This is a genomic window from Alicyclobacillus mali NBRC 102425 (assembly GCF_001570745.1).
In the GTDB taxonomy this organism is placed as follows: Bacteria; Bacillota; Bacilli; order Alicyclobacillales; family Alicyclobacillaceae; genus Alicyclobacillus; species Alicyclobacillus mali.
Window position 1 is genome coordinate 13,131 of record NZ_BCSG01000006.1, and the last position, 24,199, is coordinate 37,329.

The window sequence follows — 24,199 nt, forward strand, 5'->3', positions numbered from 1 at the left end:
GCGAACAATCGCAACCGCGTGGCGACCGATGATCCGAATTCTACTGTGCGTGCATCCCATAGGGGAGCGACAAACCGTGGCTCTCACGGTCGCCGGCTCCGTCTGACGATTGGGGTTTAGGCACCACCGTCAAGCGAGCTCTGGCGGATGCTGACGCGATCGTATCGCAATATCTCCTCATTTTCGTGCTCCCGTGGCGTCGAAGTTCGATATGGATGTCTTGCGATTGCGCCTTGGGCCGCTCGCGTCATGAGCGCGCCGTGGGCTCGTCGGGGTGTGCATAGGGCGATGACGCCCGGTGCTCTTCAAAGAACGGCGCCAGGCGCGTCAAGTCCGGTTCTTGAAGCGTCTCTTCGATGAGCGGAAAGATGACCTGCTCCTCGAGATGGACGTGCGCCCGCAGGGCTGTCCCCAATTCCACCAGCACGGATGCGTCTCCGTCTTCGAGCGCGCGGCTCACCAGGCTCCTTATCTTGACGTGATCGAGGAGCATCTGCGCGATCTCGTCGCGATCGAGCGGACCATATTTGGCGTAGGAGGGAAGCAGGACCTCTTCCTCTTCCCGGAAGTGCGCTTGTCCCCCCTGTTCCCAGAACTGGCGAAGCTCCCGAAGGAGCGCCTCGGTGGACTGTTCCTGGCGGGTGAGGTGCATGGCGACGACGAGCGCGTAGTGGTGATGGCGAGACAGCGGCTGCAGCGCCTCGTGGCGGCGTTTCCCCATGTCCAGTCCTCCCTCGTGTGGCTTGCGGGACTTCCGTTATTCCGACATTTCGTTCATCGGATAGGGATCCGTCACGCCCGCATACTGGACCATGACGTCCATGCCGGATGCGGCGTGTTCGAGATCGTGACAATGGAACATCCAAAGCCCCGGGTTGTCGGCGCGAAATGCGATATCGTAGGATTCGCCGGGAAAGACGTTCAGCGTGTCGAGAAAGATGGGGCTCCCTTGGACCGGCCGTCCATCCCGGGTCAGCACCTGAAAGTCGTGCCCGTGCAGGTGCATTGGGTGGATGTAGGGGCTGTCGTTCACGATGTGCACGAGAACCGCGTCGCCCTTGTGCACGATGATGGGCGGGATGTTCGGGAACACGCGCCCGTTGATGGCGTAGACCATGCCGGTCTGCGACATGCCGACCGTGAGTTTCATGTTGTACCGGACCTGATACGCCTGATGGAGGCGGAACACGTTCTCGCCGGGTACGCGACCGCGCCCGTAGTCGGTGAAGTCGAACCAAGGTTCGTGCTCGATCGCGGCCGCCGAAATGCCTTGGAACGAAGCCCATGCGCCGGGACCGCCGATGGCCGCGCGCAGTTCCTGGCGCGCGGTGGCGTCGGGATCGGCCGATACGAGGTACGCGGCGCCGGACGGTGGAACGCGAAATTCCACGTCGTAGCGCTCGGCCGCGCCGATGGGCAGCAGGACGCCTTTCAGCCAGCCGGGGTTGGCGATGTCGTGCCCATCGAGCGCCACGACGCGAAAGGGCGCGCCGACGAGGGTTAACAGGTGCGTCATGTTGCCACTGTTCACGATGCGAAGCCGGACGAGATCGCCCGGTTTGGCGGGCAGGACGGTGTTCCCGTCCGCATTCTGGTTCACCGTGAAGGCGCCGTACATGCCCGCCATTTCGTCGAGCGCCGCAACGTCGTCGGCGGTCGGCGCGAATGTGCCCGTTCGGAGGAGAGGCCCTGGCAGCACGTGCAGCATGGAGGTGCTCGCCTTGTTCCCTGCGGCGGATCCCATCATGCCCATGCCGCCCGTCGAGCCTGTACCGCTCATCATGCCCTGGCTCATCATGCCACCGGCGGAGCCCGCATCCCGCGCACCGGAGTCGAGATTTTCCATCATGGCCTTGGCGGTGGACGCGTTCGGCCATTCGTGCAGGACCAGCGTGTAGTCTCGCTGAGCCGGATACAGCGGGTGCTTGGGCAGGACGACGATGGCGCCGTAGAGTCCCAGTCCCACCTCTTCGAAACTGTCGTCGTGCGAATGGTACCAGTACGTTCCGGGCTCGGTCGCCACAAACTCGTACGTGTACGATCCGCCTGGCGGGATGGGGTTCTGCGTGACACCCGGCACACCGTCTTCGGCGGCTGGGACCGGGATGCCGTGCCAATGCACCGTCAAAGGCACCGACAGGCGATTGTGCACTGTGACCTCCACCACGTCGCCTTGGTGCGCCATGAGCAGCGGGCCAGGCGCCGTGCCGTTGAAGGTCATCGCCCGCAGGGTTTCGCCACCGAACGTCAGGGTCCGGTACTCGGCGGTCAGCGTGAAGTGGTCGACCCGCGCGCCTTGGGGAACCCGCGGCTCAAACGCGCTGACCGGCGTATACGTTCCGCCGGGCCCGGGCACGCGGGCGAGCGGGGCATCGATGGCCTGGGTCGCCGTCCCGCGATGTGCTTCGTAAACGCCCATCACGCCGACCGCCACCGCGAGCGCCGCCGCTCCTGCAGCAATGCTGAGCTTCGCTCTGCGCCGCACCTTCGCACCTCCTGTCTTCCCTTTCTCGTCTGCCGTCGTGCGTCATCTTAAGCCCAGGTCTGGCGCGGATCAACGCGTACGGGTCGAGGGCGCCTGGTTCATGGCAACGAATTCGCCGATTTGTAAAGCTTGATATGTCTATCTGTTCGATCTCTTCTTGCGGGAGCATCGATGGATCATCGACAGTGGCTCGAGCACCATCGCTCTCCGAACGTGCTCCGCTCTGGGCGGGCGGTGGGATGCGCGGAACATCGCCCCGTGCTACCATGGACGTGAAGGGCGCTCCATTCGAAAGGGCGGATGAAAAGAATGCGCACGCGGACTGTTTTGGCTGTGGCCGCTGTGGCGATGGCCTGCGCGGGATGCGGGGCGACACCGCAGCCTTCAAAACCGCAGGCTCCGCTCATCACCTGGAACGCCGCGCATCGCCTCGTCGAGTGGACGGTGGTCGCTGGCGACGGCGGTGAAAATGGCGGCATGAATTTCGACGGCTACGCGAACGGCGAGATGACGCTCGTGGTGCCTGTGGGCTGGCGCGTCGAGATCCATTTCCAGAATGCGAGTTTCACGCCCCACAGCGCCATGGTGGTACCTGAATCCGTTCGCAATCGGTCCAGTTTTGACGCAAGTTTGATGGCCTTCCCGGGTGCCGAAACGCCGAATCCATCGGAAGGGAGCTCGAAGGGTGCGGCGGCAAACGTGGCGTTCACCGTTTCTCGGGCGGGGGACTATGCGCTCGTGTGCGCCGTTCCCGGTCATGCGCTCGCGGGCATGTGGGACAAGCTCGTGGTCTCGAGCCAAGCGAAGCAGCCGTCGCTGCTCGTGAACCGTTCGCCGTGAACGGCTCGACGGAGACGGGATGCCTGAACCGCGCCGAGTCTAAAATTTGGCCCCCCGCGCTGGCGAAAGGCTTGCGCTGCACGATTCGATCCGCCCGCCCCAACGCCTGGTCATCCGAGCGCCGTTTTGCTACACTGTCTTTGGTACGTCACAGCAGTGAAGGATGAAACACATGGCGCTCGAGAGGTTGAACGAATCCGAGGTGCGCGAACTGTTCCGCGCCATTCTGGCGCTTCAGAACGAGGACGAGTGTTACCGCTTCTTCGAGGATCTTTGCACGGTGGGGGAAGTGGAGTCGCTGGCGCAGCGGTTTGCGGTGGCGCGGATGCTTCGCGCGGGCGCCACGTATCACGCCATCGAGGAGGCGACGGGCGCGAGCACCGCGACCATCAGCCGAGTCAAGCGCTGTTTACATTACGGAGCGGACGGGTACCGCATCATCTTGGATCGGCTGTACGGGAAGCCCGCCGAAAGCGGATCCGGGAAATCGTAAAGGTGTGTTGGTTCCACTTGCATAATGACCAGTGTTTGGTGCAAACTGGTCCTAGCGGGCGATGAGCTGCGGCAGACATCCGCGTAGGCGCGGAGTGTTTGTCGCAGTTTGTTCATTTGACAAGTGGACAAAGGTCTAGTAAGCTCATTACGCGTGGATAAATTGTCTGTGTTATGGGGATAATTTGAACATCAGAGACAATTCTGCGAATGCGGAGTGCGCGGGAAACCCCGCCGCCCGAGTGGTCGGCGGTCAGGGAAGGTACAACACCGGCCGATGCCGGGGGAAGGACAAGGTGACGAGATCGTGAGTTTGTTGGAACAAGTGCAGGAACTTGGGCAACTGCTCCATCGCTCCAATGAGCAGGTGGAATTTCAAGAAGTCGCGGAATTTTTGAGCCGCCTGATGGAGTCCAACGTGTACATCGTTGGGCGCAAAGGCAAGATCCTCGGTTATGGTGTCGCCGAGCACGAGCTGACCGAGGAGTGGCTTCACATCATGACGCGGGACCAGCGGTTTCCTGGTGACTTCAACAAACACCTGCTGCGCGTCGAGCAGACGATTGCAAATCTGACGGACGAGCAGAAAAAGCCGCTCTACGTGTTCTCGCCTGAAGAAAACGAGTCGTTCCGCTCCAAGCATCTGATGATCACGCCCATCATCGGGGCGCGCGAGCGGCAGGGCACGCTTCTGTTCGCGAGATCGCAGCGGCCCTTCAACGAAGATGATCAGATCCTCGGCGAGTACGCGGCGACGGTTGTGGCGCTCGAGATTGTGCACTCCCGGCAACAGCAGAAGGAAGAGGAGAGCCGGCAGCGCGCGCTCACCCATCTGGCGGTGGAATCGCTCAGCTTCTCCGAGCTGCAGGCCGCCAAGTACCTGTTGGACGCGGTCCGCAACTCGCCAGAGGGCATCGTGGTGAGCAGCCAGATTGCAGATCAGCACGGTGTGACGCGCTCCGTGATTGTCAACAGCATTCGGAAGCTGGAGAGCGCGGGCACCATCGAAAGCCGCTCGCTCGGCATGAAGGGCACGCACCTGCGCATCCTGAACCCTTACGTGGAAGAGGAGATCAACCGCCAATTCGAGCGATGAGGCGGATGAGATCAGGCGGCCGAACCCCGCGACGGGATCGGCCGCCTGTTTGTGTACGCCGGTTTATTGACCGCGCATGACCGCGGGAAGCTGGTGGTAGTAATACGTCAGCGTCCGCAGGCCCTTGTCGAAGTTGTCGAGCGAGAAGTGCTCGTTGGGCGCGTGGAAGTTCTCGTCGTTCAGGCTGAAGCCCATCATCACGATGGGGATGTGCAGAAGCGTCGAGAACGTCTCCACCACGGGGATGGAGCCACCCATGCGCGTGAATACGGCCTTTTGGCCGTACGCGTGTTCGTAGGCGGAAGCGGCGAGCTGAAGCGCCGGGTGATCGTAGGGCGCGACGTACGGCTTGCCGCCGTCCTGGCGCACGAACGTGACGCGCGCACCCTTCGGCGCGTGCGCTTGCACGTGCCGCTCAACGAGGTCCAGGATCTCCTGCGGGTCCTGATCCGGCACGAGCCTGCACGTGATCTTGGCGTGTGCCTCGCAGGGGATGACGGTCTTCGTGCCTTCGCCCTGGAAGCCGCCCCAGATGCCGTTCAATTCCAGCGTCGGTCGGGCGCACATGCGCTCGAGCGCGGTATAGCCGGGCTCGCCCCAGACATCCGCGAGCTGCAGGGAACGCTTGAGTTCCTCTTCGTCGTGTCCCAGCTTGGCGAACTCCTCCCGCTCGGCTGCGGTGAGTGGGCGGACGCGATCGTAAAAGCCCTCCACGGCCACGCTGCCGTCCGGCCGGTGGAAGGTCGCGACCAGCTCGGCCACGGCTCGGGCGGCATTCGGCACGGCGCCGCCGTAGAGACCCGAGTGGAGGTCGGATGCGGCTGTGCGGACGTCAATTTGCGCCGCGGCAAGGCCGCGCAGGCCGTACACGACGGCGGGTTGGTTGGGCCCCACCAGGGTGGTGTCGGAGATGAGGACGAGATCGGCCTGAAACCGATCCCGCGTCCGCTCGAGGAAGCTGTGCAGGTGGGCCGAACCCACCTCCTCCTCGCCTTCGATGCAGAACTTCACGTTCACGGGCAGGCGCCCATGTACCTTCAGTATGGCGGAAAGGACGGCGATGTGCAGAAACGTGGGGCCCTTGTCGTCGCTCGCACCGCGCGCGTACAGCTGATTGTCCCGCACGGTCGGCGTGAAGGGCGGCGACTCCCACAGCTCGACGGGATCCACGGGCTGCACGTCGTAGTGGCCGTAGACGAGCACGGTGGGCTGGCCCTCCGCGTGGAGCCAGTCGGCGTATACGAGTGGGTGGCCGCCCGTCTCCATGAGTTGCACGTGTTCGAAGCCGGCGGACTTCAGCCGCTCGGCAATCCACTCCGCCGCGCGCCTGACGTCGCCGCGGTGTTCACTCAGGGCGCTCACGCTCGGGATGGACAGGAGTTCTTTCAGTTCCTCAAGTAGCGCGTCGCGCTCTCGCGCCAGATAGCTCTCGACCTCGCGAATGGCATCCAACGTGTCACGACTCCTCTCTCTGTCCTGCGTTCCAGTTCGAGCATAGCGTAATCTGCGGCGGATGGGAATCGACGTCGCAACGCATCCCTGGCCAGGGAAATTCTCATTACACCTTAAGGTTTACAGAGTTTTTTGCGATCCGGCCCGGGTGTATACTGTCTTTCGAAGCGAGAGCCGCTGGCGAGGGGAGACGAGATCGGCATGGACACCCAAGCAATTGCGAGTCATCTGCTGCAGCAGAGCGTCTGCATGTTCAAGGGGCGCATCTGCCATCCTGAGCCGCGGGCCATCCGAGAGATCATCGAGTGGACGCGCGCGGCCATTCTTCCGAACTATTTCGATGCTGAAGGTGGAAAGCACCTTTCCCATACCCTGGACCGCCTGCGCGCCGAGCTCGCCGAACAGGTGCACCGGGCGACGTATCAGTCCTGTTTGTCCTCCGGCACGCCAGACACGCAAAAGCGGGCCTGGGAGACGGCGGACGTGTACATCGAGTATCTCCCTCAGCTTCAGAGCCTCGTGTACGAGGACATCACCGAGACCGTGAATGGCGATCCGGCCGCGACGGGGTGCGACGAGGTCATCCTCACCTATCCCGGCATCTTCGCGCTCCTCGTGTATCGCGCGGCCAACGTGCTCTACCGCCACGGCGTGCCCCTCTTGCCCCGCATGATGACGGAATACGCGCACCGCGTGACCGGCGTGGATCTGCATCCGGGCGCCACCATCGGGCGGAGTATCATGATCGATCACGCCACGGGCATTGTCGTCGGCGAGACCGCCGTGGTGGGCAATCACGTGAAAATCTACCAGGGCGTCACGCTCGGCGCGCTGTACTTTCCAAAGGACGAGGAAGGCGAGTATCAGCGGCATGTCAAGCGCCACCCGACGGTGGAGGACTACGTGGTTTTGTACGCCAACTGCACCGTGCTCGGCGGCGAGACGGTCATCGGGCATCACAGCGTGATTGGTTCGAACGCGTGGGTGACGCAATCCGTGCTCCCATACAGCAAGGTGATCTACGAAGCGGAGAGCGTTGTGCGCACGCGCAATGCACATTCCTGAGCGCTTGTGCCCGTTTCCTTCGCCAAATGTGTGGCACTTCGACTGGACATGTGTTACAGTTGAAGTACCCCTTTACCCCTATATTGGGCCACCCAGGTGTGGGTGTGCCTTTTTTTGTGTGCTCATGCAGGGAGGTTGAGCCATGCCGTTTGCGGAACGATTCGACGCGCGCCTCTATTACGAGGTCCGCGGCGAAGGGCATCCTCTGCTTTTGATCATGGGCGTCGGCGGGAACATCCGCTGGTGGGGCTCCGGATTTGTGCGGCGACTGGCGGAGAAACACGCCGTGATCGCCTTCGACAACCGCGGCGCGGGCCAGTCGGAGGCCGATCCGGCGAAACCGTGGACGCTTGAGCAGATGGCGGACGACGCCCGCGCGGTGCTCGATGCTGCAGGCGTGGAGCGCGCGCACGTGCTGGGCTATTCGATGGGCGGGATGATTGCGCAGGAACTCGCGCTTCGCCATCCGAAGGCGGTCTCAAGCCTCGTGCTTGGCGCCACTTCGTGCGGAGGACCGCAGATGGTCCAGCCTGACGAAATCCAGCGCGAGATGCGATCCCGTCCGGCCAGCGTCGCCGAGCGCGCGGAGTGGTACATGCGTCTTTTCTTTCCGGAGGCGTTTCGCGCGAAGAACGAGGCGTACCTGCAAAGCGCCTTTCGACTGCTGCTTCGGGCGGACATGCCGGAGGAGGTGTATCAGGCGCAGCTCGACGCCGTGGATCGCTGGCGGGGGAGTTGGGACAGGCTGCCGGGCTTGACGTGCCCGGTGCTCGTGATGCACGGGTTAGAGGATCGCGTATTGCCGTACATCAACGGAGAGCGCCTCGCGTATCGCATCCCGGCCGCCAAGCTGAAGCTGTACGCGGGCTGCGGCCACGGCTTTGCCATGCAGGCGGGTGGCGCCGTCCTCCGCGACGTGCTGGCATTTTTGGACGGCGGTGGGGATGGTGTCGGGCGCGACGGCTAGGCCGTTCATGGTTCCCGCGCCTCGAGATGCTGGAGCAGCACGCGCTTCAACGCAAAGGGCATGAACATCTTCCTCCTCGCGAACGTGCCTATCCAACCAAAACGGGCGAGGACATCACTGCCCTCGCCCTTCTCTCTCAGCGCGCCACCGACAGCGTGAGCTTCTTGCCGTTCACGTCCCACTCCTTCGTCAGATCCGCGTCGGCGAGCGGCGCGTCGCTCCACTCGCGCACGAGCACCGTCTCGTCGATGCGCGCCCGATTCCTCGCGATGATATCGAGGAGTTCCGGCTCCCCTTCCGCGTGAAACCGCACGTGGTGCGTGACGCCGTAGTCGACCTCCTTGCGCATCATCTGCATCTTCGAGATGACCTCGCGCACGTAGCCCTCCTCAATGAGTTCCGGCGTGAGCCGCGTCTCGAGGCCGACAAACAGCCGGTTGTCCACCGTGACCAACCCCTCGAACTTGGCCTCAAAGCGTATCTCGGCGTGCTCCTGCGTCAGGGTCTCGCCTTCGAGCACCACCGCGCCTGTCTCCCGGAACGCGCGGATCTGCGCCTCGTCCGCGTTCTTCGCCGCCTCGTTCAACACAGGCGTCTTTCGGCCGAACGCCTTGCCCACCGCGTTCAGATTCAAATACAACGTCGGGCGCGCGATCTCGTCGAGATCGACGAAGCGGATCTCCTTCACATTCAACTCGTCCTGGATGACGTCCGCGAACTTGGCGATCACGTCCTGCTGCGCCTTCGGCACATACAGCGCCGCGAGCGGCTGGCGCGTCTTCAGCTTGCTCTCGTTGCGCAGATGCCGCCCCATCTCGACGACGCGCAGCACGAGCGCCATTTCGCGGATGAGCCCTTCGTCGATGAGGGACGCATCCGCCACAGGGAAGTCGCACAGGTGCACGCTCTCCGGCACGTCCGCCGCGTCGCCGCCCAGGCGCACGACGTTCTGGTAGATGTCCTCGGCCAAAAACGGCGTGATGGGCGCCGTGAGAAGCGCCACCGTCTTCAGCGCGTCGAACAGCGTGAGATAGGCCGCCACCTTGTCCTTCTCCATGCCGTCCGCCCAGAAGCGGTCGCGGTTGCGCCGCACGTACCACGTGGAGAGCTCGTCCACGAACGCCTGCAAGAGCCGCGCCGCCTGCGTGGCGTCGTAGCGTTCATACGCCTCGTCCACGCCCTGGATGGTCTGATGGAGGCGCGCCATGAGCCACCGGTCCATCAGCGGCCGCTCGGCCACCGGCACCTGCTCCACCTGATACGGGTTGAATCCGTCGATCCCGGCGTACAGCGCGTAGAACTGATGGATGTTCTGCAGCAGGTCGATGAATTTCGCCTTGGCCTCGGTCACCGCGCGGTGGTAGAAGAGCTGCGAATTCCACGGCTGCGTGTTCGACACGAAGTAGAAGCGCACCGCGTCAGCGCCGTGCTTGTCGAACGCCTCGAACGGATCGATCACGTTCCCCTTGGACTTCGACATCTTCTTGCCGTGCTCGTCGAGCACGTGGCCGAGCACCAGCACGTTCTTGTACGGCGCCTTGCCCGTGACCGCCGTGGAGATGGCCAGCAGGCTGTAGAACCAGCCGCGCGTCTGGTCGATGGCCTCGCAGACGAAGTCCGCCGGGTACAGGCGCTCGAACAGCTCGCGGTTCTCAAACGGATAGTGAAGCTGCGCAAACGGCATGGAGCCGGAGTCGAACCAGACGTCGATGACCTCCGGCACGCGCACCATGGTGCCGCGGCCGCAGCGGCAGGGCCACACCAGTTCGTCGATGTACGGCTTGTGCAGCTCCTGCGGCAGGCGCCCCGCCTTCGCCTCAAGCTCCGCGCGCGATCCGATGCACTCGATCTCCCCGCACGCGTCGCAGCGCCAGATGGGGAGCGGCGTGCCCCAGTAGCGCGATCTCGACAGGTTCCAGTCGATCACGTTCTCCAGGAAGTTGCCCATGCGCCCGTCGCGGATGTGCGGCGGGATCCAGTTGACCGACTGCGAGTTGGCGATGAGCGCATCCTTGAACTCCGTCGTGCGGATGAACCAGGAGTGAATCGCGTAGTAGATAAGCGGCGTGTCGCATCGCCAGCAGTGCGGGTAGCTGTGCTCATGCTTGTGCTTCTCGTACACCAGGTCGCGCGACGCGAGATCCTTGACGAGATCGACGTTCAAATCCTCGTCCTTGACAAACCGCCCCTCATAGTCGGACACGTCCTTTGTGAATCGGCCCGATTCGTCGACGAAGTTCACGAAGATGAGCCCCGCCGCCTGGCACGCCTTGTAGTCCTCTTCGCCGTGCGCGGGTGACATGTGGACGATGCCCGTGCCGGATTCGTCCGTCACGTGCGGCGACGCGATGACGATGTGCTTCTTGCCCTCCTGCACGACGTACGGGAAGACGGGCGTGTAGGCCGACCCGACGAGTTCGCGCCCGGACTTCTGCGCGATGATCCGGTCGCCATCCTCGAGATACTGACCTTGTAGCCCCTCGGCCACCCAGACGTTTTCATCGGTTTTCGCCTTGTGGATGAGGACGTAGGTCAGATCCTCGTTCACCGCGAGGCCCACGTTGGATGGCAACGTCCAGGGCGTCGTGGTCCAGGCGAGGAAGTAGGTCGGGCGGCTGTCCACGTCGTCCTTCGCGCGGAACTTGGCCGTGACGGAGAGATCCTTCACGTCCTTATAGCCCTGCGCCACCTCGTGGCTGGAGAGCGTCGTCTCGCAGTGCGGGCAGTACGGGCTCACGCGGTGGCCCTCCACGAGCCAGCCCTTGTCGTAAATGGTCTTCAGGAGATGCCAGACGGACTCGATGTAGTCGTCCGTCAGCGTCATGTAGGGGTGGTCGAGATCGATCCAGTAGCCGAGCCGCTCCGTGAGCTCGCGCCACACCTCCTCGTACTTGAACACGCTCTCCCGGCACGCCTGGACGAAGCGCTCGATGCCGAACGCCTGAATGTCCTTCTTGCCGCTCATGCCGAATTTCTTCTCAATTTCGATCTCGACGGGCAAACCGTGGGTATCCCATCCCGCCTTGCGCATGACGTGGTACCCCTTCATGGTGCGGTACCGGGGATATAGGTCCTTGAATACGCGCGTGAGCACGTGCCCGGGGTGCGGCAGACCGTTGGCCGTCGGGGGGCCCTCGTAAAACACCCACTCTGGCCGCCCTTCGCGCGCTTTCTCGCTCTTTTGGAAGATGTCCTCCCGCTTCCAGAATTCGAGGACGCGCTGTTCGCGCGACGTGGCCGGTTCCTTGGCGTCGACCTTCCGCATCGCCATCTGCATGGTTCACTCCTTGTTGGGATTTCGCCGGGGTTTTGCTTTTCACCGGACCTCACTCTAAAGAAAAGACAGGACTTCACTTAAAGAATAGGCAGGACTTCACTTACAATGAAGTTTCGAAACAAAAATTCACTTAAAGTGAAGTTCAAAACAAAAATAAAGATGCAACACAAAAACACTCGTCCGCCGGGGACGAGTGTTTGGGCAGCCGTATCCGGGCCTGCCGCTTTCGTCCGTTTCCTATTTTCGACGTATAGTATACTGTGGAGTGCAAAGATTGTACAGGGAAGCGGGGGACTTCGCGTGCAGGTGAGCGAGCGGGCGGTTCAAGAGCTGTCACGCCTTGCGCGGGAAGAGCTGGCGCGGGGCGAATTTCTTCGGATTGATCGCGCCTTTCGGTGCGGCGGGCCGCGGTTTCAGGTCGTGATCGACGACAGGACCGCGCCGCTCGATTCGGTCATCCGCCTGAGCAGCCCGGACGGGGACGTCGAGGTGACGGTGGGGCATGCGCTCGTCCAGTTGCTGGAGGGCATCACGCTGGATTACAGTGAGGAAGGCTTTGTGTTCGGGGAGTCGTCGCCGGTGGGCTGCTGACGCCCGGGTGCGGCGGACAAGCCGAGCACAGGAACTCATTCGCGACAAGGGCGTGTGGGCATGGCAAAGGCTGTGGTAATTCTGAGCGGGGGGCTCGACAGCGCGACGTGCATGGGCATCGCGCGCGCCGCGGGCTATGAGCTTTGTCCCGTCACGTTTGACTACGGGCAACGGCATCGGGTTGAACTGGAGTCGGCGAAAAAGGTCGCGGCGTTCTACGGCGTCAAGGACCACCGCATCGTGTCCATCGACTTTCTGCGCCAGATCGGCGGGAGCGCGCTGACCGATGAATCCATCGACGTGCCGACGGAGGGCGTGTCCCGCGAAATTCCGGTGACATACGTGCCCGGCAGAAACCTGCTCTTTCTCGCCATCGCGGCGTCGTACGCGGAAGTCATCGGCGCGGAAGCCATTTACATCGGCGTGAACGCGCTCGATTACAGCGGCTACCCGGACTGTCGGCCGGAGTTCATCGAAGGCGTGGAACATGTGTTGAGAATCGGCACGAAGGCGGGCGTCGAGGGGCGGCCCATTCGCATCGAGACGCCGCTTCTGCACTGGACGAAGGGCGAGATTGTGCGCAAGGGGCTGGAACTTGGGGTGCCATACGAGCTCACCACGTCGTGCTACCAGGGCGGCGAGGTGGCGTGTGGAGAGTGCGACAGCTGCCGGCTGCGCCTGAAGGGGTTTGCGGAGGCGGGCGCGAAGGATCCCATCCCGTATCGCCCCGGCTTCAACGACTAGCCCTGGAACGCCTGGATGAGTCGCCACGCCCGCTCGAGCTGGCGGCGCTTGTCGGGATCGGCCGTCACGTACGACTGGAGAAACGGCATGGCGTCGGGATGCATGCGGACGAAGAGGATGAGCCGCGCCTCGTCCTTGGTGAGGACAAGCTGCGTCACGCCGGGCGCGTCGCTCATTTCCTGTTCCGTCGGGCTCGGTTCCCAAGACGCCGGCCTGTCGCTGCCAGGCTGGCTCTCGCTCGGCGACGGCGTGGTCCGATGCGTCCCAGCGGCCTTTGCGGCAAGGTGCGGCGCAATCTGCGCCATCTCCACGCCGAGCGCCTCGGCAATTTGCGCGAGGGTGCGTTCGTCCGGTTGCCGCCGGTTGGTCTCGTACATGGCGATGGCGCTCGTCGAAAGGCGGGCGCGCTCGGCGAGCTTGGCCTGTGTCAGGCCGCGCTCCTTCCGCAGATGCGCGATGCGCTCGCCAACCGGGGGCGTGGGCGAGGACTGCGTCATGCCTGTTCCTCCTCTCCGGGTGTGTTGACCATGTGCAGCGCGATCCCGCCGAGCCGCTCGAGCATCGCGGCGCGCGCCGCCGGAGGAATGCCAGCCTCCTCGAGAGCTTGGGACATGCATCGGAGCCAGTGCTCCGCGTGGCGCACGGTGATGGGAAACGGCAGGTGCCGAGCCCGAAGCATCGGGTGACCGCGGCGTTCGGTGTAGAGCCTCGGCCCGCCGAACAGTTGCGTCAAAAACCAGTACTGCCGCTCTTTGACCTCGTCAAACGTCGGCGGAAACAGCGGCCTCAGGAGTTCGTCTTGTGCGACGCGATCGTAGAAGGCCTCGACGAGCCTGCGAAAGGTGCTCGCGCCGCCCACGGCGTCGTAAAGCGTTGTGGTTTCCACAGAGGTCCACCCTCCTCTTCCGAACAGTATACCGAAAGCGAAGATGTTGCGCAGCGAAGGGCTTCTTCCGAAGAACCTCATGTCCCCGAGCTTTTTCCCATGACTACTTCGGGCGGTATAATAGACCTGTACTGCAAGGAGGGACGGCGCGTGAACCCGTATGATCATGCGCATGCCCTGGCGAGGGCCATTCGCGAGTGGGAGCCGTATCAGCGCGCGAAGCGGGCCAAGGAGGCCATCGAGCGGGACGAGCCGACGAAGCAGATGGTGATCGACTTCTATCGGCGCCAGTACCAGCTCGAGGTGAAGCGGCTCCGCGGCGAAGAGCCTGCGCAGGAGGAGCTTGAGACGCTGCACAAGCTGTTCGAGATCGTGCAGTTGAATCAGGACGCGCGGGCGTACCTGGAGGCCGATCTCGAGCTTCAGCGCCTGTGGATGGACGTCCAGCGCATCGTCTCCGAGCCGCTGGAGGACGTCCGCCTTACGTCGCTGGACGAAATCATGAGGGAAGTGGGGCGAGAGTCGTGAAACTGACGTACCATGGTCAGTCCTGTTTCGTGATCGAAAGCGGAGAACATCGCCTGGTCATCGATCCGTTTTTGAGCGGCAACCCGAACGCGGTGGCGAAACCGGAGGACATCAAGGTGCAGTGGGTGGTCCTCACGCATGGCCATGCCGATCACGTCCTCGACGCGGAGACCATCGCGCGCAACAACAACGCGACCATCATCGCGGCGAACGAGCTGGCTGTTTACTACGCGAGCAAGGGGCTGAACGTCCATCCGATGGGCATCGGCGGCAAGCGGGACTTCCCGTTCGGCCGCGTGAAGGTCACGCTCGCGTTCCACGGTTCCGGCGTGGAGACGGAGAACGGCTTGGTGTACGTCGGCCCGCCGGTCGGCTTCCTGCTGACCCTGGAGGGCAAGACCATCTACCACGCCGGGGACACCGGGCTGTTTGGCGACATGAAGATCCTCGGCGAATTGAACACCATCGATCTCGCGCTGCTCCCCATCGGCGACAACTTCACCATGGGCCCGGACGACGCGCTGATTGCCGCGGAGTGGCTCAAGGCGAAAAAGGTCATTCCGATGCACTACAACACGTTCCCGCTCATCGCGCAGGACGGTGCAAAGTTTGTCGCGGACTGCAAGGCGCGCGGGATCGACGCGCTGGAGCTCAAAATCGGCGAGACGTTCGAGTTGTAATACGTGGAAATGGACGGCAGGTTCCGCGAAGGCGGCGCCTGCCGTTTTTGACGTTGCCTCCTCCGTTTTCTCGCCCCGGTCCTATCCCTCGAACCGCCCCTCATTCCAATCTTGGATATTCTTGTTGATCTACGAGATTCCATCGCGTAGAATGGGATCCAACAACAACCGATGATGCGCGCGGCGAGAGAGGTCCACGCGCATCGGAAGAGAGGAGCGTGGCGAATGGCGCGTTGGGTTCGCTGGGTCGCCGCAGGGCTGTTCGGCGTGGCGGTGGCAGATGTGGCGTGGTTCACGTACGCCGCGCCGCGGCACGCAAAGCTGACGCCGGTCATGAGCGAAAGGCAGGCCGTGGATGAACTGCACATCGAGCGCATCACGTTCCGGCCAGCGTCCGCCCCGTACGGTACGGTGCATCATCTGTCACTGCCGGGCTGCCAGGTCTGGTCCATCGACGGGCACGCGCTCTGCGTCGTGCAGTATCCGTCCATGAAGGCGGACGGATCGTTCACCGGCGCCTCGCGCATCGACGTGGTCGACGCCGATACGGGTCATGTCGAAGAGGCCATCTCGATGCCGCGGGGGCTGCAGGCGAACGCCGCATACCTCACCGATCGTTGGCTGGTGTGGCAAACGGGACCCGACGGCGGCAGTGGGATGCGGCAGCTGTGGGCGGAGGCGCGAGCGACCGGCACGCGCTTTGTGATTCGGTCCGCCGAGCGCGGAGTGCAGGAAGGCGATGTCGTGGGCCTCAAGGTGGTGGGGGATACGGCCTATTGGCTGAGCGTGCAACAGGACAAGCGCGACGTTCAGACCACCGTCTGGGCGTACAATCTCACCACTCGCACAGGGCACCAGATTGTCACAGAGGACAGCGAGCGGGACGGGCGGGCCGTGCTATCGATGGCCGTGGGAGAGCGGGCGCTGTGGTTGGTGGAGGCAATATCGAAGCATCCGTTCGATCCGTCCACCTCTGCGCGACTGGTGCGCATTAGCCTTTCGTCGTCAGGCCCTGTGAACCGGACGGCCGTCCCCCTCTGGCACCCGGGCACGCTCTACGCGGCGACCGACGAGACCGCCATCTTGCAGTTGAACGCGAATCCAAAGCTGAACTCACCTGAGAACCCCGCGCCCTATCCCTTGTTCGCGTACAGGTTGGGCGCATCCGTCTTGGAGCAGTGGACGGATGGAGAGGCGGGGACGGCAAGCGGCGACGCCACCTGGCTCGCCGTCGATCAGAGCGACGCAGGCGGAGGGCGCGCGCTTTTGCTCCACCGGCCGTCGCAAACCGAGACCGCGCTTCCGGCACCCTTTTCCTACACGGACGGACATTGGGTCGCCTGGTGGGACGGGGCCGGGCATCTCGCGTGGGCCGCGCTCACCTGACGCGAACGAAAAGGCGCCGCCTCGGGCCAACGGCCCGGACGGCGCCTTTTCGTCAGTGCGCGCGATCCGCCATCTTCACCATAATGCTCGCGATGGAGCGGCGCTCTTCATCGTCCGCCACGTTCCACATTTCCTTCAGCAGCTGTTGCTCGGGGTTTTTGGGATCCACCTTGCTCGCCAAAAACTCGCCCACCTTCGTGGCGATGTTCGCGAGCTGATCCTGATTTAGACCGGCTTCCTTGGCGCGATCGACGTGTTCTCCGAGAAATTGCTTCCAGTTCTCGAAGGTCTCCATGACGCCCATGGCTCATCCTCCTCCAGGTGCATTGGTTTCGTGCTCAATGTTCCCCGATGGCGCGCGGGTCATGCGGTGTGGCGCTGTGCATGTTTTGAAAGCGCAGCGCATATATGTCGGACAGGCAAAGGAGGAGGACGGTATGCGGAGAAAAGTGGGCGTGCCGAGACAGGTGCGGACGTACTCGGCCATCTATGGGCTTGCGGCGCTCGCGCTGGCGGCGTACGGCGTGCCGCGCCTGCCGAAGCTCGAGCACGGCGTCGCGGGCACCTTTTCGGCGCTTTGGCTGCTTCTGCTGGCGCTCTACATCGCGGCGAATCTGTACTTCTGGCTCGGGGCGGATCGCGAACGGGCGCGGCAGCTTGAAGAGGCGGCGGTTCAGAGCCCCGATCGGGACGAGCGCCCGGGGCGCACGCGGCTTCGCGCGCGGGGATGAGAGCAGGCGGCTCGTCACGACCGCCTGCTCGTCCACGCCACCAGGCCAATGGCCAGGGCGAGGCACGCCAGAATCGTCACAATCGGGTCAAGGTTGCCGTGCAAAGGATCCGTCACGGTGTTTCCTCCTCATCATCCAAACGTTCGAGCGACGTGCCGCGGGCGTGCACGTCGTCCCTCTGCCCGGAAAGCGAGCGGCCCAGGCGGATGGCGCTCGGGCCGAACTTGGCCCGCACTTCGTCGATGGCGCGCTCGAGCTTCTCCAGTCGCTCGTCCCTCGGCTCGGTCGCGATGGGCACGGCGTCCCACAGGTGAAGCTGCACGCCCTGCCCGTCGCGCGGCACCAGGCCCTCCACCGAGACCCCGAGCAGTCGAACCGGCTCGACCGGCCAAATCCGTTCAAACAGTGCCCTCGCGGCTTGAAAAAGTTCACCGGTGTGGCGCACGTAGGTCGCCAGGGTGTCCTGGTGGCGCGAGGTGCGCATCCGGCGATCCCGCACGGCCACGGCGACCACGCGGCCCATCAGGCCGTAGCCCCGCATGCGCGACGCGACGCGATCGCACAAGTCCATCACGACGCCCTCCACCTCGGCAAACGACCGCGCGTCCTTGGCCAAGGTCATCGAGTGGCCCACGCTCTTCGGCGGCTGAGGCTCCGTCTCGAGCGGGCGCGGATCGATGCCATTGGCGCGCGCCTTCAGCTCGGCAGCCCGCGGCCCGAGCGTGCGGGCGAGGACATCAAGCGACTGCACGGCGAGATCGCCAATGGTGACGATGCCGAGGCGCTTAAGCCTCTTCGCAGTGCTCGGGCCGACGCCGTGCATATGCTCGATGGCGAGCGGCCACAGTAAGCTGCGAATGTGGTCGGTGCGAAGCTCCGTGATGCCCATCGGCTTTTTCATGTCGCTCGCCATCTTGGCCAGGAACTTGTTGGACGCCACGCCGATGCTTGACGGAAGCCCAAGCGAGTCGAGCAGGCGGGCCTGAATGGCGCGGGCGAGACGGACCGGCCTGTCCCCGCCCGGCACGCGCGTGACGTCCGCGTAACACTCGTCAATGCTGACGATCTCGACATCCGGCGTGAACTCGCGCACGATGGCGAACACCTTGCGCGCATAAGCGCGGTACAGCCGAAAGTCGGGCCGCACAAGGATAAGCTCCGGGCAGCGCGCCAGAGCCTGGTGGACCGGCATGGGCGGCTTGACCCCTCGGGCTCGGGCCTCGTAGCTCGCGGTGACGACGATGCCGTGGCGCGTGGCCGGATTGCCCGCGACAGCGATGGCCTTGCCCGCATAGCGCGCTGGATCGACGGCGGCGTGACACGAAGCATAAAAGGCGTTCATGTCGATGTGAAGGATTTGCCGCTGCGAAATGCGAAATCACCTCTAGGCATCAGTGTACCGCAAGCCAGGGATATTCGCGTACGAACTTCGCGCAAGCTTTCACGGCCTCCGCGACAGATGTTCGGCTCCCATGCGGACGCATGCGGTACAATGCGTGTTGGACAACCTGATTTGAGCGACAAATTGAGCGATAAGTCGCACGTATGAAAAGGAGACTGTGTGTGCAGAGCAAGGAACAGCGCTTGATGCGCATTCGCGAGATTGTGAGCCAGAACGAGATTGAGACCCAGGAGGACCTGGTGCACGCGCTCGAGGAGGCGGGATTCCCCGTCACGCAGGCCACCATCTCGCGGGATATCAAGGAACTGCAACTCGTGAAGGTGGTGGGTTCAAACGGCAAGTACAAGTACGCCCTGCCCACCGCGGTGAACAAGGTCTCGGTGGATGCGCTGCAGCGTCGCTTGGCAGAGGTGTTCATCTCGCACGCGCGCGCCAACAATCTCATCGTCATCAAAGTGGCGCCCGGGAATGCGCACGCCATTGGCGCGCTGATGGACGCGCTGGATCCGCCTGGGCTGCTCGGCACCATTTGCGGGGACGACACCATGCTGCTCGTGTGCCAGGACGAGGAGGCCGCCGTCCGGCTGCTCCACGAGACGTTGAACATCGGGTGACGCTGGCGTTTCGCGTTTTCCGAGTTATACTATAGAAGTTGGCATATTTCTGCTGCGGCCTCGGCTGCGGTGCGTGAGGAGATTGGCCATGCCATTGTACAACTCGATTCTCGATCTCGTCGGTCACACGCCGGTCGTTCGCCTGAACCGCCTGCCGGACCCGAACGGCGCGAGCGTCTACGTGAAGCTCGAAGGCAAGAATCCGGCCGGCAGCGTGAAGGATCGGCCGGCCTTGAACATGATTTTGGAGGCGGAGCGGCAGGGCAAGCTCATCCCGGGCAAGAGCACCGTCATCGAGGCGACGTCCGGCAACACGGGCATCGGACTCGCCATGGTCTGCGCCGCCAAGGGGTATCGCTGCATCATCACGATGCCCGAGAACGCCACAGAGGAGCGCGTCAAATTGCTCAAGGCGTACGGTGCCGAGGTGCACCTGACGCCGGAGTCGAAGCGGATGAAGGGGGCCATCGATCTCGCCGAGGAACTCGCTGCGCGCATTCCGCACAGCTTCATTCCGGCCCAGTTTGACAATCCGTCAAATCCCGATGCACACCGCAAGACGACGGCGCTCGAAATCATCGAGGACTTCGAGGGCAAGCTGGACGCGCTTGTGTTGACCGCCGGCACGGGCGGCACGGTGACGGGCACGGGCGAAGTGCTGAAGCAGCGCATTCCGGGAATCAAAATTTACGTCGTGGAGCCGAAGGGCTCGCCCGTCCTTTCGGGCGGTCAGCCGGGTCCGCACAAGATCCCCGGAACCGGTCCGGGTTTTGTGCCGCGCATCCTGAACCGCGAGGCGTTTGACGAGATTCTGCTGATTGAAGATCACGACGCGCAGATGATGGCGCGCCGCGTCGCCGCCGAAGAGGGAATTCTGCTCGGAGCTTCCGGGGCCGCGTCGGTTTTTCACGGACTTCGCGTCGCGGCGGAACTGCCGAAGGAGGCGCGCGTGCTCTGCATGGCGCCAGATACCGGGGAGAGGTATCTTTCGTCCGATTTGTACCAGAGTTGACGCGCCTTGCATCGAAATTTCCGCGCTACAAGCGCAAAGATAGGTCTCAAGACTCATGTGACAACCGGGCGGACCGGATATACTGTCGGTGTGGTGTAGTTGACCTTGTTCTACACTGTACCTATCCCTGACTGCCCGGTCGTGCGGGAAACCCCGTCTCAAGCGAGAGACGGGGTTTTTGCTGCTTTGAGGTTCGAGTGACAGGACGCGGAAGCCTGGCGTCGCATACCCCTACCCGGGTCTCCTGTCCCGGGGGCATGGCGCAGGAACGGAATTGCGAGATGGGCCCGCCGCACCTGAAAAGGGCGCCGCATGTAGCGGCGCCCGCATCCTAGCTCGACAGTCCAGCCTGGAGCGTGCCGGTCATCTTCGCCAGGATCTTTGTGGCCGTCTTCAGGTCCGACACCTTCTGTTGTTCGAGTTGCGTCATATCGAGCAGTGCGGCGAGAAGTTCGCTGTTATCGCCGGCGGCGTGGGCCTGCTGAAGGAGCTGGAAATCGGCAGAGACCTGCGCCTGTGTGTACAGCGCATCCTCGAGGTACGAGACGACGGCGGTGGAATCCGGCGTCTGCTGCGTCAAAATGTCGAGATCGCCCACCTGGACGAACAGTTGAAGCGCGTCGATGTACGCGTTGACGGCGGCTTGCAGTTGAGCCTGCGCCTGCTTGTCGCTCTGCGTGGCCTGCTTGTAGGACTGGAGCGTCTGCTGAAGCGCCTGGTCAATGGCCTCGGGCGACGTGGGAAGCGACTGCGTCGGCAGCGGCGGATGCGAGATCTGCGTCGGATGAATGTTTTCATACGGCGCTATGGCCTGCTCAAACTGCGTGATGATCTGGTGGATGTTCGGCCGAGTGCCATTGCCCGCGGGCGCACCGTCGGTTCCGTTTCCTGTGGTGTTGGCGACGGCCAAAAGCACGGCGCCTGGCGTGGTGTACGCTTGGGCGACAGGCGCTCCGGTGAAAGACAGGAGACTGACGGATGCCGCGATGGCAAGAAAAAGACCCCGATTCACAGAAGTCACCTCGATTGTGTGGTATCACATTCATTCGTCACATCGAGGTGAAACTGTGGGGGTCCGTCGCAGGACTCTGTCACTTTCCGGCGGACTGGCGCAGCCGCTCGACGCCATACGCCGTCAGAAATGCGGCTGCCGTGATGGCGAGGTGCTGCGAGAAGTGGGCCACCGGCTGCGCGTCGTCGATCACGCCCGGCAAATACGTTGCAGCGAGCGCCGCTGCGCCGACGTAGGCTGCACCGGCGTGAAGCCAGGTTGAACGCTTCATGAGCGCGCCACCTCCTCCGCATCGGCGGCACTGTACTCGCGCTCTTCGGTCCGATGGCGCGCCGCGCTCTGCGCCGCATAGCGGGCGGCTTCGAAGCCCAGCAATCCGCCGGATACGAGGAACAGCACGTGCGCCAAGGCGTGATGAATGATGGATGCGTCCGCCCACGCGTCGACGCTGGGCCATACGCCTACCGCCCATGCTGCGAGGGCCGCGACGATGGTCAACGGGATCTTCAAAGGCAATCGACCTCCCTGCGAGTGTTTCAAGACTGACGCTCCTTACAAGTTTGCTCGCAGAGATGAAAAGTTAAACGTGGTGGCCGCTCACGGCGCGCTTTGTCGGAATCGCCCGATGACCTCCGTCGTGTCGAGGATGGTGATGAATGCGTCGGGATCGAGCGACTGGACGATCTCCTTGAGATCCGCAATTTCCAGGTGCGTCATGGCGCAGAGCAGCACGCCGCGCTCGCGCTGTGTGTACGCGCCGTACGCGCGCATGACCGTGGAGCCGCGCACGAGCCGCTGGCCGATGGCGCTCGCCACCTCGCTCGGCTTGGACGTCACAATGAGCGCCGTCTTCCGCTGCTGGAAGTGCATCAGGCCGGAAACGACGCGGGAGGCGGCGTACATGCTGACGAGCGTGTACAAGCCCGCTGGCACGCCGAACACCAGCATGGACAAAAGGACGATGGCGGCGTTCATCACGAAGCTCACAGAGCCGATGTTGCGCCCCGTCAGGCGGTGCACCACGAGGCTCACGATGTCCGTTCCGCCCATGGAACCGCCGACGCGGATGACGAGCCCGGACGAGAGCCCGGTGAGCACGCCGCCGTACAGGCCCATGAGCAGGGGATCCGTCGGCGTGGCAAAATGGAGCCGCACAAAATCGGCGAGCGCGGAGAAGCCGAGGATGGCAATGCCGGTCTGAAAGATGAACCTGCGCCCGAGGTATCGATAGCCGAGGATGAAAAGCGGGATATTGAACACGAAGTACATGGTGCCCACGCCGAGCGCGGGAGCGTAGTGATGGAGGATCTGCGCCACGCCGGTCACGCCGCCGGCGAGGATGTGGGCGGGGGTGAGGAAGTTGTTGACCGCGACGGCGCCCACCAAGTCGGAAAAGAGGATGACCGCGATGCGCCACGTCCAATCGAGCACAGGATGGGAGGCGCCGCGCATGCCGACCATTCGGCGCATGTCTTCATATACGCGCATGACTCATGTCTCCTCGTCGCTCATGCTTTGCCACCATTCTACACGGATTTTGAAGGCAATTGACGACAGGTTCGTGAAAGCTATGATCAAGCTAGATTCTAAGCCGCGAGGGACCGCGTGGCGGTCCGAGGAGGATCCGTGACGACCAAACATCAGCAAATCCTGGAGTACATCCGATCGCTGCCGGTTGGATCCCAGATTTCCGTCCGCAAGATCGCGCGCGTGTTGAACGTGTCCGAGGGGACGGCCTACCGCGCCATCAAGGAGGCTGAGGCGGAAGGCTTCGTGTCCACCCTGGACCGGATTGGCACGGTGCGCGTGGAAAAGAAGGAGAAGGAGCAAATTGAGCGCCTGACCTTTGCCGAGGTGGTGCGCATCGTGGAAGGAACGGTGCTCGGCGGCAAGGAAGGGCTGCATAAGACTCTCAGTCGCTTCGTCATTGGCGCCATGCGCACCGAGTCCATCAGCCGGTACCTGAGCCCCGGATGTCTGATGATTGTCGGCAACCGGGAGCAGGTGCAGCGGATGTCGCTCAAGAGCGGCGCCGCGGTGCTCATCACGGGTGGTTTCACGGCCTCGCCCATGGTCGAGAAGCTCGCCAACGAGTACCAATTGCCGCTGATCTCGTGTTCGTACGACACGTTCACGACCGCTTCGCTCATCAACCGAGCTCTTTACGATCGGCTGATCAAAAAAGACATCCTGTACGTGGAGGATGTGCTTCAAGATCAGCCGCTCGTCAGCCTGCGCCCCGACGACACCGTGCGCAAGTACTATCACCTTGTCGAGGAGTCCGGCCATTCGCGCATGCCGGTGGTGGACGCCAACGGTCGGCTCGTCGGGATCATCAGTCCGCGCGACGTCGCCGAGGCGGAGCTCGACGCTCCGGTCTCCCGCTACATGACGCGCAACCCGGTGTCCGTCACGCCGAAGACCACCATCGCCTCTGCAGCGCACCGGATGGCGTTCGAGGGCTTCGAGATCATGCCCGTGGTGAAGGACAAGGACGTAATTGGCGTGATCACGCGCCAGGACGTCATTCGGGCGCTCCAGATCATGAACCGACAGCCGCAGGTGGGGGAAACCGTCGAGGACGTTGTGGTGCGTGACTTCAGCGTGGCCCAGAGCCCAGACGGCTCCACGGTGTTGCGAGGCCAGGTCACGCCGCAGATGACGACTTCAGGCGGCACGCTCGCGACGGGATCGCTCACGACCATCATTCAGGAGGCGGCGCGCGTCTGCCTGCGCAGGGCGCGGCACGTCGATATGCTCATTGAGAACGTGACGTTGTACGTGCTTCGGCCCGTGCCGGTCGATACCACCATCGACGCGCGGGCGCGCGTGCTGAACGATGGACGGCGCTACGCCAAGGTGGAGGTCGAGATCGCGGACAAGAGCGACGTGTTCGCGAAGGCGCTCGTCACCGCGCAGTGGATCGAGAGGTGAGCACG

General features: G+C 63.3%; 26 protein-coding genes. 14 read left to right on the plus strand and 12 right to left on the minus strand.

Features of this window, described 5'->3' with window-relative positions; translation table 11 throughout:
* Positions 1-247: 247 nt before the first annotated feature.
* Together AMA01_RS03355 and AMA01_RS03360 are read right to left on the minus strand one after the other, a co-directional pair.
* The gene (locus tag AMA01_RS03355; RefSeq protein WP_067847304.1) at positions 248-721 is read right to left on the minus strand and encodes a hemerythrin domain-containing protein; all 474 of its coding nucleotides are present in this window, start codon (positions 719-721) and stop codon (positions 248-250) included.
* A 36-nt stretch (positions 722-757) separates the two neighbouring features.
* On the minus strand, positions 758-2,485 hold the full coding sequence (locus tag AMA01_RS03360; protein WP_067847307.1) for a multicopper oxidase family protein: 1,728 nt from the start codon (positions 2,483-2,485) through the stop codon (positions 758-760).
* Between the two features lie 309 nt (positions 2,486-2,794).
* Here AMA01_RS03360 and AMA01_RS03365 point away from each other — a divergent pair, with 309 nt between their 5' ends.
* The 3 genes from AMA01_RS03365 to codY all read left to right on the plus strand — a co-directional run bounded on the left by AMA01_RS03365 (position 2,795) and on the right by codY (position 4,913).
* Positions 2,795-3,325, plus strand: coding sequence for a sulfocyanin-like copper-binding protein (locus tag AMA01_RS03365; protein ID WP_231862805.1), 531 nt, complete (start codon positions 2,795-2,797; stop codon positions 3,323-3,325).
* Positions 3,326-3,497: 172 nt separating this feature from the next.
* Complete coding sequence (locus AMA01_RS03370; RefSeq protein ID WP_067847313.1) at positions 3,498-3,818, plus strand: YerC/YecD family TrpR-related protein; 321 nt, start codon at positions 3,498-3,500, stop codon at positions 3,816-3,818.
* A 306-nt stretch (positions 3,819-4,124) separates the two neighbouring features.
* Positions 4,125-4,913, plus strand: coding sequence for a GTP-sensing pleiotropic transcriptional regulator CodY (gene codY, locus AMA01_RS03375; RefSeq protein WP_067847513.1), 789 nt, complete (start codon positions 4,125-4,127; stop codon positions 4,911-4,913).
* Positions 4,914-4,976: 63 nt separating this feature from the next.
* On the opposite strand, the gene AMA01_RS03380 is transcribed toward codY, so the two are convergent.
* Complete coding sequence (locus tag AMA01_RS03380) at positions 4,977-6,365, minus strand: dipeptidase (protein WP_067847316.1); 1,389 nt, start codon at positions 6,363-6,365, stop codon at positions 4,977-4,979.
* Between the two features lie 201 nt (positions 6,366-6,566).
* On the opposite strand from AMA01_RS03380, the gene AMA01_RS03385 reads away from it, so the two are divergent.
* Together AMA01_RS03385 and AMA01_RS03390 are read left to right on the plus strand one after the other, a co-directional pair.
* On the plus strand, positions 6,567-7,430 hold the full coding sequence (locus tag AMA01_RS03385) for a serine O-acetyltransferase (protein WP_067847317.1): 864 nt from the start codon (positions 6,567-6,569) through the stop codon (positions 7,428-7,430).
* Between the two features lie 142 nt (positions 7,431-7,572).
* The gene (locus tag AMA01_RS03390; RefSeq protein ID WP_067847320.1) at positions 7,573-8,397 is read left to right on the plus strand and encodes an alpha/beta fold hydrolase; all 825 of its coding nucleotides are present in this window, start codon (positions 7,573-7,575) and stop codon (positions 8,395-8,397) included.
* Positions 8,398-8,533: 136 nt separating this feature from the next.
* On the opposite strand, the gene ileS is transcribed toward AMA01_RS03390, so the two are convergent.
* Positions 8,534-11,674, minus strand: coding sequence for an isoleucine--tRNA ligase (gene ileS, locus AMA01_RS03395; RefSeq protein ID WP_067847323.1), 3,141 nt, complete (start codon positions 11,672-11,674; stop codon positions 8,534-8,536).
* A 300-nt stretch (positions 11,675-11,974) separates the two neighbouring features.
* Between ileS and AMA01_RS03400 the strand changes: the two genes are divergently transcribed.
* Both AMA01_RS03400 and queC read left to right on the plus strand, forming a co-directional pair.
* Positions 11,975-12,265, plus strand: coding sequence for an iron-sulfur cluster assembly protein (locus AMA01_RS03400; RefSeq protein WP_067847326.1), 291 nt, complete (start codon positions 11,975-11,977; stop codon positions 12,263-12,265).
* Between the two features lie 60 nt (positions 12,266-12,325).
* Positions 12,326-13,009 (plus strand): 7-cyano-7-deazaguanine synthase QueC, encoded by a 684-nt coding sequence (queC, locus tag AMA01_RS03405; RefSeq protein WP_067847329.1) that lies wholly within the window; start codon positions 12,326-12,328, stop codon positions 13,007-13,009.
* Here queC and AMA01_RS03410 read toward each other — a convergent pair.
* Together AMA01_RS03410 and AMA01_RS03415 are read right to left on the minus strand one after the other, a co-directional pair.
* Positions 13,006-13,506: a helix-turn-helix domain-containing protein gene (locus tag AMA01_RS03410; RefSeq protein ID WP_067847332.1), complete on the minus strand. Its 501-nt coding sequence runs from the start codon at positions 13,504-13,506 to the stop codon at positions 13,006-13,008. The two genes, queC and AMA01_RS03410, sit on opposite strands and share 4 nt — an antisense overlap.
* On the minus strand, positions 13,503-13,895 hold the full coding sequence (locus tag AMA01_RS03415; RefSeq protein WP_067847335.1) for a globin domain-containing protein: 393 nt from the start codon (positions 13,893-13,895) through the stop codon (positions 13,503-13,505). Before AMA01_RS03415 ends, AMA01_RS03410 begins: the two co-directional genes overlap by 4 nt.
* A gap of 150 nt (positions 13,896-14,045) precedes the next feature.
* Between AMA01_RS03415 and AMA01_RS03420 the strand changes: the two genes are divergently transcribed.
* The 3 genes from AMA01_RS03420 to AMA01_RS03430 all read left to right on the plus strand — a co-directional run bounded on the left by AMA01_RS03420 (position 14,046) and on the right by AMA01_RS03430 (position 16,489).
* Positions 14,046-14,423 (plus strand): YlbF family regulator, encoded by a 378-nt coding sequence (locus AMA01_RS03420; RefSeq protein ID WP_067847338.1) that lies wholly within the window; start codon positions 14,046-14,048, stop codon positions 14,421-14,423.
* Complete coding sequence (locus tag AMA01_RS03425) at positions 14,420-15,103, plus strand: metal-dependent hydrolase (RefSeq protein ID WP_067847341.1); 684 nt, start codon at positions 14,420-14,422, stop codon at positions 15,101-15,103. The genes AMA01_RS03420 and AMA01_RS03425 overlap by 4 nt, the downstream gene beginning before the upstream one ends.
* 225 nt (positions 15,104-15,328) lie before the next feature.
* Complete coding sequence (locus AMA01_RS03430; RefSeq protein ID WP_067847344.1) at positions 15,329-16,489, plus strand: hypothetical protein; 1,161 nt, start codon at positions 15,329-15,331, stop codon at positions 16,487-16,489.
* A 52-nt stretch (positions 16,490-16,541) separates the two neighbouring features.
* On the opposite strand, the gene AMA01_RS03435 is transcribed toward AMA01_RS03430, so the two are convergent.
* On the minus strand, positions 16,542-16,793 hold the full coding sequence (locus tag AMA01_RS03435; RefSeq protein WP_067847347.1) for a DUF3243 domain-containing protein: 252 nt from the start codon (positions 16,791-16,793) through the stop codon (positions 16,542-16,544).
* Positions 16,794-16,926: 133 nt separating this feature from the next.
* Here AMA01_RS03435 and AMA01_RS03440 point away from each other — a divergent pair, with 133 nt between their 5' ends.
* On the plus strand, positions 16,927-17,220 hold the full coding sequence (locus tag AMA01_RS03440; RefSeq protein WP_067847349.1) for a hypothetical protein: 294 nt from the start codon (positions 16,927-16,929) through the stop codon (positions 17,218-17,220).
* A gap of 112 nt (positions 17,221-17,332) precedes the next feature.
* On the opposite strand, the gene AMA01_RS03445 is transcribed toward AMA01_RS03440, so the two are convergent.
* Positions 17,333-18,592, minus strand: a complete 1,260-nt coding sequence (locus AMA01_RS03445) for a DNA polymerase IV (RefSeq protein WP_307188449.1) — start codon at positions 18,590-18,592, stop codon at positions 17,333-17,335.
* A 173-nt stretch (positions 18,593-18,765) separates the two neighbouring features.
* Between AMA01_RS03445 and argR the strand changes: the two genes are divergently transcribed.
* The gene (argR, locus tag AMA01_RS03450; RefSeq protein WP_067847354.1) at positions 18,766-19,236 is read left to right on the plus strand and encodes an arginine repressor; all 471 of its coding nucleotides are present in this window, start codon (positions 18,766-18,768) and stop codon (positions 19,234-19,236) included.
* A gap of 88 nt (positions 19,237-19,324) precedes the next feature.
* Positions 19,325-20,248: a cysteine synthase A gene (gene cysK / locus AMA01_RS03455; RefSeq protein ID WP_067847357.1), complete on the plus strand. Its 924-nt coding sequence runs from the start codon at positions 19,325-19,327 to the stop codon at positions 20,246-20,248.
* A 331-nt stretch (positions 20,249-20,579) separates the two neighbouring features.
* Here cysK and AMA01_RS03460 read toward each other — a convergent pair whose 3' ends face one another.
* From AMA01_RS03460 to AMA01_RS03475, 4 genes are all read right to left on the minus strand, one after another.
* Positions 20,580-21,260 carry a hypothetical protein gene (locus AMA01_RS03460; protein WP_067847360.1) on the minus strand — a complete coding sequence of 227 codons (681 nt, stop codon included), beginning with the start codon at positions 21,258-21,260 and terminating at the stop codon, positions 20,580-20,582.
* A 79-nt stretch (positions 21,261-21,339) separates the two neighbouring features.
* A complete protein-coding gene (locus tag AMA01_RS03465; RefSeq protein WP_067847362.1) occupies positions 21,340-21,531 on the minus strand; it encodes a hypothetical protein in 192 nt (63 codons plus the stop codon).
* Positions 21,528-21,770, minus strand: coding sequence for a hypothetical protein (locus AMA01_RS03470; RefSeq protein WP_067847365.1), 243 nt, complete (start codon positions 21,768-21,770; stop codon positions 21,528-21,530). Before AMA01_RS03470 ends, AMA01_RS03465 begins: the two co-directional genes overlap by 4 nt.
* Positions 21,771-21,857: 87 nt before the next feature.
* Positions 21,858-22,748 (minus strand): YitT family protein, encoded by an 891-nt coding sequence (locus AMA01_RS03475; RefSeq protein ID WP_067847368.1) that lies wholly within the window; start codon positions 22,746-22,748, stop codon positions 21,858-21,860.
* Between the two features lie 138 nt (positions 22,749-22,886).
* Here AMA01_RS03475 and AMA01_RS03480 point away from each other — a divergent pair, with 138 nt between their 5' ends.
* The gene (locus AMA01_RS03480) at positions 22,887-24,194 is read left to right on the plus strand and encodes a DRTGG domain-containing protein (protein ID WP_067847371.1); all 1,308 of its coding nucleotides are present in this window, start codon (positions 22,887-22,889) and stop codon (positions 24,192-24,194) included.
* Positions 24,195-24,199: the final 5 nt, after the last annotated feature.

What these genes read in the sequence shown, in the direction of transcription:
- queC (WP_067847329.1), top strand. Translation starts at nt 12,326, where the DNA reads ATGGCAAAGGCTGTGGTAATTCTGAGCGGGGGGCTCGACAGCGCGACG.
- AMA01_RS03440 (WP_067847349.1), top strand. Translation starts at nt 16,927, where the DNA reads ATGCGGAGAAAAGTGGGCGTGCCGAGACAGGTGCGGACGTACTCGGCC.
- AMA01_RS03365 (WP_231862805.1), top strand. Translation starts at nt 2,795, where the DNA reads ATGCGCACGCGGACTGTTTTGGCTGTGGCCGCTGTGGCGATGGCCTGC.
- AMA01_RS03435 (WP_067847347.1), bottom strand. Translation starts at nt 16,793, where the DNA reads ATGGGCGTCATGGAGACCTTCGAGAACTGGAAGCAATTTCTCGGAGAA.
- AMA01_RS03475 (WP_067847368.1), bottom strand. Translation starts at nt 22,748, where the DNA reads ATGCGCGTATATGAAGACATGCGCCGAATGGTCGGCATGCGCGGCGCC.
- AMA01_RS03465 (WP_067847362.1), bottom strand. Translation starts at nt 21,531, where the DNA reads ATGAAGCGTTCAACCTGGCTTCACGCCGGTGCAGCCTACGTCGGCGCA.
- cysK (WP_067847357.1), top strand. Translation starts at nt 19,325, where the DNA reads ATGCCATTGTACAACTCGATTCTCGATCTCGTCGGTCACACGCCGGTC.
- AMA01_RS03430 (WP_067847344.1), top strand. Translation starts at nt 15,329, where the DNA reads ATGGCGCGTTGGGTTCGCTGGGTCGCCGCAGGGCTGTTCGGCGTGGCG.
- AMA01_RS03355 (WP_067847304.1), bottom strand. Translation starts at nt 721, where the DNA reads ATGGGGAAACGCCGCCACGAGGCGCTGCAGCCGCTGTCTCGCCATCAC.
- AMA01_RS03385 (WP_067847317.1), top strand. Translation starts at nt 6,567, where the DNA reads ATGGACACCCAAGCAATTGCGAGTCATCTGCTGCAGCAGAGCGTCTGC.
- AMA01_RS03390 (WP_067847320.1), top strand. Translation starts at nt 7,573, where the DNA reads ATGCCGTTTGCGGAACGATTCGACGCGCGCCTCTATTACGAGGTCCGC.
- AMA01_RS03410 (WP_067847332.1), bottom strand. Translation starts at nt 13,506, where the DNA reads ATGACGCAGTCCTCGCCCACGCCCCCGGTTGGCGAGCGCATCGCGCAT.
- AMA01_RS03370 (WP_067847313.1), top strand. Translation starts at nt 3,498, where the DNA reads ATGGCGCTCGAGAGGTTGAACGAATCCGAGGTGCGCGAACTGTTCCGC.
- argR (WP_067847354.1), top strand. Translation starts at nt 18,766, where the DNA reads ATGAAAAGGAGACTGTGTGTGCAGAGCAAGGAACAGCGCTTGATGCGC.
- ileS (WP_067847323.1), bottom strand. Translation starts at nt 11,674, where the DNA reads ATGCAGATGGCGATGCGGAAGGTCGACGCCAAGGAACCGGCCACGTCG.